The sequence below is a fragment of the Streptomyces sp. KLMMK genome (genome assembly GCF_036961605.1).
Taxonomy (GTDB): Bacteria; Actinomycetota; Actinomycetes; order Streptomycetales; family Streptomycetaceae; genus Streptomyces; species Streptomyces telluris.
The window spans coordinates 1-6032 of the sequence record NZ_JBAMDC010000387.1 but is presented as its reverse complement, the minus strand read 5'-3'; the positions used below and the strand labels follow the sequence as shown (position 1 = coordinate 6032).

Sequence of the window (6032 nt, the reverse complement as noted above, 5' to 3'; positions counted from 1 at the left end):
CTTCTTCAGGGCGTCTCCGAGGGCCTCGGCCTCATCCGGGGTCAGCTCGACGACGAGCCGACCGCCGCCTTCGAGCGGAACCCGCATGACGATGCCCCGCCCCTCCTTGGTCACCTCGAGCGGGCCATCGCCCGTCCGCGGCTTCATGGCCGCCATGCTCGTTCCCCTTCCTGAAACCAGCTCATCGTCAGCCGACGGCCCCACGACAGGCCCGCGTCACCGGCATCGAACACATTGCTTCCAGGCCATTATCTCGCATCGCGTGACCCAATGAACAACATCGGTCCGTATCCCTTCGGCAACGCGATCACGCAAAACCACTCAATTCGGCGATCGGACTGCGATACTGCGCCGCTTCGACCACGCATCCATGGCCGGATTCTTTGACGCAGGTCACATATCGGTGCCCGGTGATCTCCGGCATGCTGGGCCCGGAACGCCACTGACGGGGCTTGCGACGAGGGAGGGACCGGCACATGACCGACTCCGTGCTGTACGAGGTGACGGACGGGCTCGCGACGATCACGCTGAACCGTCCCGACGCGATGAACGCGCTGAACACCGACACCAAGGTCGCCCTGCGCGACGCCCTGCAGCGGGCCGGGGCCGACGCGGCCGTCCGGGCGGTGCTGCTGACCGGCACCGGGCGCGCCTTCTGCGTCGGGCAGGACCTCAAGGAGCACGTCGAGTCGCTGGCCGCCGACCGCGCGAGCGGCACGGGGAGCACCATGACGACGGTCAAGGAGCACTACAACCCCATCGTCACGGCCATCGCCGGCATGCCGAAGCCGGTCGTGGCGGGGGTGAACGGGGTCGCCGCCGGCGCCGGGGCGGGGTTCGCCTTCGCCGCGGACTACCGGGTGGTGGCCGACACCGCCGCGTTCAACACGTCCTTCGCGGGGGTCGCCCTGACCGCCGACTCGGGGGTCTCGTGGACGCTGCCGCGCCTCGTCGGCCACAGCCGGGCCTCGGACCTGCTGCTGTTCCCGCGCAACGTGCCGGCGCAGGAGGCGTACGAGCTGGGCATCGCCAACAAGGTCGTGCCGGCGGCGGAGCTGGCCGCGGAGGCCGGGGCCGTCGCCCGTCGCCTCGCCGAGGGGCCCACCGGCGCCTATGCCGCGATCAAGGAGTGCCTCGCCTACGGGGCGGGGCGGTCCCTGACCGAGGCCCTTGCCAAGGAGGACGAGCTGCAGACCCGTGCGGGGGCGTCGGAGGATCACGCCATTGCCGTGGACGCCTTCCTCAAGAAGGAGAAGCCGGAGTTCGTCGGCCGCTGAGCGGCCGGGCACGGGTGGGCCCCGCGTCAGCGGGCCCCCGCGCCCTCCCTCGCGTGACACCCCGCCAGGTGGTCGTTCACCAGCCCGCACGCCTGCATCAGGGCGTACGCCGTCGTCGGCCCGATGAAGCGGAAGCCGCGCTTCTTGAGGTCCTTGGCGAGGGCTGTCGACTCCGGCGTCACCGCCGGGACGTCCGCGGCCGTGCGCGGCGCGGCGGCCCGCTCCGGGGCGTAGGACCAGATCAGGGCGTCCAGCTCACCGGGTGCCCACTCCGCCGCGACCCGTGCGTTGGCGATCGTGGCCGTGATCTTGGCGCGGTTGCGGATGATGCCGGGGTCGGCCAGCAGCCGCTGCGCGTCGGCGTCGGTGAAGGCCGCGACCTTGGCGATGGAGAACCCGGCGAAGGCGGCCCGGAAGCCCTCGCGGCGCCGCAGGATGGTCAGCCACGAGAGCCCGGACTGGAAGGCTTCCAGGCACATCCGCTCGTAGAGGGCGTCGTCCCCGCGCACGGGGCGGCCCCATTCGGTGTCGTGGTAGACGCGGTAGTCCGCCATGGTCTCCGCTTCGAGGCCCCACGGGCAGCGGTGCAGCCCGTCCGCCCCTATGACCGGTGCGCCGCTCATTCCTTCTCCCCCTCGTCCTCGCGCCGGTCGCGGCTCTCGCTCTCCCCGGGGCCGGCCTTCGCGCCGCCGGCCATGGCCGCCGCCTGCGCGCCCGCGAGGGCGGCCTCCAGCTCGGAGATGCGGGCGTCGCGCTCGGCGAGCTCGGCGCCGAGGCGGTCCAGGGCCTCGTCCGTCTCCGCCATGCGGTAGCCCCGCAGGGCCACGGGCAGGCGCAGCGTCTCGACGTCGGCCCGGGCCATGGGGCGGTCCGCGGGGAGCGGCCAGACGGTCCGGTCGGCCGCGGCCTCGGGCAGCGCCGCGCCGCTTCCGCCGCCGGCGACGAAGAGCGCGACCGCGGCGACCACCACGACCAGCGCGATGAGCAGGAACCAGAACACGACCATCTCCCAGGAACACGGACTGCGTTTCCGTCCACCCCGATCGTGCCATGCCGCACTGACAGTTAAGGTCGCTGCGGACCACCGAGAGGGAGTAGGGACATGCTGCGGCTGGGACGACGCGAGTTCGATGCGCACGAGCCGGTGATCATGGCGATCGTCAACCGGACGCCGGACTCCTTCTACGACCAGGGTGCGACGTTCACCGACGAGCCCGCCCTGGCCAGGGTGGAGCAGGCCGTCGCGGAGGGTGCCGCCATCATCGACATCGGCGGGGTGAAGGCCGGCCCCGGCGAGGAGGTGACCGCCGAGGAGGAGGCCCGCCGGACGGTCGGCTTCGTGGCCGAGGTCCGCAGGCGCCACCCGGACGTGGTGATCAGCGTCGACACCTGGCGGCACGACGTGGGCGAGGCGGTGTGCGAGGCCGGCGCGGACCTCCTGAACGACGCGTGGGGCGGCGTGGACCCCAAGCTGGCCGAGGTCGCGGCCCGTTACGGCGTGGGCCTGGTGTGCACGCACGCGGGCGGCGTGGAACCGCGCACGCGCCCGCACCGGGTGGAGTACGAGGACGTGATGGCGGACATCCTGCGGGTCACGCTCGGGCTGGCCGAGCGCGCGGTGGCGCTCGGCGTCCGGCGCGACGGCATCATGATCGACCCGGGGCACGACTTCGGGAAGAACACCCGGCACTCGCTGGAGGCGACCCGGCGGCTCGGCGAGATGGCGGAGACGGGCTGGCCGGTGCTGGTCTCGCTGTCGAACAAGGACTTCGTCGGCGAGACGCTCGACAAGCCGGTGAAGGAGCGCGTCCTGGGCACGCTCGCGACGACGGCCGTCTCGGCGTGGCTGGGCGCGCAGGTCTACCGCGTGCACGAGGTGGCGGAGACGAAGCAGATCCTGGACATGGTGGCGTCCATCGCCGGCCACCGGGCACCTGCGGTGGCCAGGCGGGGTCTGGCCTGAGCCGGGGCAGGACCGGCACCGCGGGACCGCGTCGCCGCGGTCGCTCCCCCGGCCGCCGCCGGGAGGTGCCCCCGGCCGTTGCGGCGGGAAAAGGATGCCCGCCGCAACGGCGGCACGCGACCGTGGCGAAGGTCCGGCGGATACGCAGTCACCGCCACCCGGGCGTTCGTCACGGCCCGCCGCGGGCGGCTACGCCCCCGCCTCCTTGGTGACCAGCCGCACGGCCTCCTCCACGTCGTCCGTGACGTGGAAGAGGTGCAGGTCGTTCGGGCCGGCCTTGCCTCCGGCGATGAGCGTGTCCCGGAACCAGTCGACCAGGCCGCCCCAGTAGGCGGAGCCGAAGAGGACGATCGGGAAGCGCGTGACCTTCTTGGTCTGGACGAGGGTCAGCGCCTCGAACAGCTCGTCCAGCGTGCCGAGTCCGCCCGGGAGCACGACGAACCCGCTCGCGTACTTCACGAACATCGTCTTCCGCACGAAGAAGTAGCGGAAGTCGACGCCGAGGTTGACGTACTGGTTGAGCCCCTGCTCGAAGGGCAGTTCGATGCCGAGGCCGACGGAGATGCCGCCCGCCTCCGTCGCCCCCTTGTTGGCGGCCTCCATCGCGCCGGGCCCGCCGCCCGTGATGACCGCGAAGCCCGACTCGACGAGGCCGCGCCCGATGGCGATGCCGGCCTCGTACTCCGGCGAGTCCCGGGGCGTGCGGGCCGAGCCGAAGACGCTGATGGCGGGTGGCAGTTCGGCGAGGGCCCCGAAGCCCTCGACGAACTCGGACTGGATGCGCATCACCCGGAAGGGGTCCTCGTGGACCCAGTCCGCGGCCCCTCTCGTGTCCAGCAGGTGCTGGTCCGTGGTGCCCGCCTGCATCTGGCCGTACCGGCGTACCACCGGCCCCCGGCGCTGCTCCCGCCGCGCGCGCGATCCTTCGGGATGTGCCATGCCGTGCTCCCTCCGCTGCAGATCGTTGCTGTTCAGCGTAGGCCCACGGGTACGGCGTTCCGAAAGATCAGCCGGCCAGCCAGGCGCGCAGCCGCTCTTCGCAGTCGTTGATCAGCGAGGCCCGGACGCGCTCGTCCCGCTTGTGGGCGAGCGTCGGGTCGCCGGGGCCGTAGTTGACGGCGGGCACGCCGAGCGCGCTGAAGCGGGAGACGTCGGTCCAGCCGAACTTGGGCTTGGGCGTCCCGCCGACGGCCTCGATGAACGCGGCGGCGGCGGGGTGGGACAGCCCGGGCAGCGCGCCGGGCGACTCGTCGTCCACGACGAGCCCGGCGACGCCGCAGTCCGCGAAGACCTCGCGGACGTGCTCCAGGGCCTGCGCGGGGCTGCGGTCGGGCGCGTAGCGGTAGTTGACGGTGACGGTGCACGCGTCGGGGATGACGTTGCCGGCGACGCCGCCCTCGATGCGGACGGCGTTGAGGCCCTCGTGGTACTCCAGGCCGTCGATGACGGGACGGCGCGGCTCGTAGGCGGCGAGCCGGGCGAGGATCGGCGCGGCCGCGTGGATCGCATTGCTGCCCATCCAGCTGCGTGCGGAGTGGGCGCGCTCGCCCGCGGTGTGCAGGTGAACCCGGAGGGTGCCCTGGCAGCCGCCCTCGACCTGGGCGTCGGAGGGCTCCAGGAGGACAGCGAAGTCGGCGGCGAGCCAGTCGGGGTGGGCGTCCGCGATGCGGCCGAGGCCGTTGAGGTGGGAGGCGACCTCCTCGTTGTCGTAGAAGACGAGGGTCAGGTCGCGGTTGGGCTCGGGCACGGTGGCGGCGATGCGCAGCTGCACCGCGACGCCGGACTTCATGTCGCTGGTGCCGCAGCCCCACAGGAAGCCGTCCTCGTCCAGCCGGGAGGGGACGTTGCCGGCGATGGGGACGGTGTCGATGTGGCCGGCGAGCACGACGCGCTCGGCACGGCCCAGGTTCGTGCGGGCCACGACGTTGTTGCCGTACCGGTCCACCGTCAGGTGCGGCAGCGCGCGCAGGGCGTTTTCGACGGCGTCGGCCAGCGTCTTCTCGCTCCCGCTCTCGGACGGGACGTCGACGAGCTGGGCGGTCAGGGCGGCGGCGTCGAGGGACAGGTCGAGTGCGGCGTCATCCATGCGTGCGACTCTAGCCCGGGCGGTGCGGGCGCGGCCGGGCCGGAGGGCGGCCCCGGGCCGCCGCCTGTCCTCTCCAGTAACGTGGGCCGCATGTCCCGGATCTTCGTCACCCGACGTGGCCGCGTGTTGCGCATCGTGGCCGCCTGCGCCGTGCTGCTGGCGCTGATCGGCTACGGGATCGCCCAGCTGGTGACGGGCGGCCCGGGAGCGCCGCGCTGCACGGTGCGCGCCGACGGCGCCTCGTACTCTCTCTCGCCCGAGCAGGCGGTGAACGCGGCGACGATCTCGGCCGTGGGGTCCGAGCGCGGGCTGCCGGAGCGGGCGGTGACGATCGCCCTGGCCACGGCCATGCAGGAGTCGGGGCTGCGCAACATCCACCACGGCGACCGGGACTCGCTGGGGCTGTTCCAGCAGCGGCCCACGCAGGGCTGGGGCTCGGCGCGGCAGATCACCGACCCCGTGTACGCGTCGGGGAAGTTCTACGACCACCTGGTGGAGGTGCCGGGCTACTCGCGGCTGCCGCTGACGGTGGCCGCGCAGAAGGTGCAGCGCAGCGGCTTCCCGCAGGCGTACGCCAAGCACGAGCCGGACGCGTCACTGCTGTCGTCCGCGCTGACGGGCCGGGCGGTGGCGGCCTTCAGCTGCACGACGAGCCCGAGCGACGGCAAGAAGGGGGACGTCTCGGCGGTCCGGGCCAAGCTGCGCC

8 protein-coding genes are annotated in these 6032 nt (G+C 72.9%); 3 read left to right on the top strand and 5 right to left on the bottom strand.

Features of this window, described 5'->3' with window-relative positions; all coding sequences use genetic code 11:
- On the bottom strand, positions 1-156 hold a 156-nt coding region (locus V7793_RS31785; RefSeq protein ID WP_336013128.1), incomplete at its 3' end, for a DUF3117 domain-containing protein.
- Between the two features lie 320 nt (positions 157-476).
- Between V7793_RS31785 and V7793_RS31780 the strand changes: the two genes are divergently transcribed.
- Positions 477-1277 carry an enoyl-CoA hydratase/isomerase family protein gene (locus V7793_RS31780; protein ID WP_336013126.1) on the top strand — a complete coding sequence of 267 codons (801 nt, stop codon included), beginning with the start codon at positions 477-479 and terminating at the stop codon, positions 1275-1277.
- Between the two features lie 26 nt (positions 1278-1303).
- On the opposite strand, the gene V7793_RS31775 is transcribed toward V7793_RS31780, so the two are convergent.
- On the bottom strand, positions 1304-1900 hold the full coding sequence (locus tag V7793_RS31775; protein WP_336013124.1) for a DNA-3-methyladenine glycosylase I: 597 nt from the start codon (positions 1898-1900) through the stop codon (positions 1304-1306).
- Positions 1897-2283: a hypothetical protein gene (locus V7793_RS31770; protein WP_336013122.1), complete on the bottom strand. Its 387-nt coding sequence runs from the start codon at positions 2281-2283 to the stop codon at positions 1897-1899. Before V7793_RS31770 ends, V7793_RS31775 begins: the two co-directional genes overlap by 4 nt.
- Before the next feature lie 96 nt (positions 2284-2379).
- Here V7793_RS31770 and folP point away from each other — a divergent pair, with 96 nt between their 5' ends.
- Positions 2380-3240, top strand: coding sequence for a dihydropteroate synthase (gene folP, locus V7793_RS31765; RefSeq protein ID WP_336013120.1), 861 nt, complete (start codon positions 2380-2382; stop codon positions 3238-3240).
- A gap of 189 nt (positions 3241-3429) precedes the next feature.
- Here the strand turns inward: folP and V7793_RS31760 are convergent, their stop codons facing one another.
- Positions 3430-4179 carry a TIGR00730 family Rossman fold protein gene (locus V7793_RS31760; protein WP_058046096.1) on the bottom strand — a complete coding sequence of 250 codons (750 nt, stop codon included), beginning with the start codon at positions 4177-4179 and terminating at the stop codon, positions 3430-3432.
- Positions 4180-4246: 67 nt separating this feature from the next.
- Entirely contained in the window at positions 4247-5326 is a 1080-nt protein-coding gene (dapE, locus tag V7793_RS31755; RefSeq protein ID WP_336013118.1) for a succinyl-diaminopimelate desuccinylase, read from the bottom strand.
- A 90-nt stretch (positions 5327-5416) separates the two neighbouring features.
- Here dapE and V7793_RS31750 point away from each other — a divergent pair.
- On the top strand, positions 5417-6032 hold a 616-nt coding region (locus tag V7793_RS31750), incomplete at its 3' end, for a hypothetical protein (protein WP_336013117.1).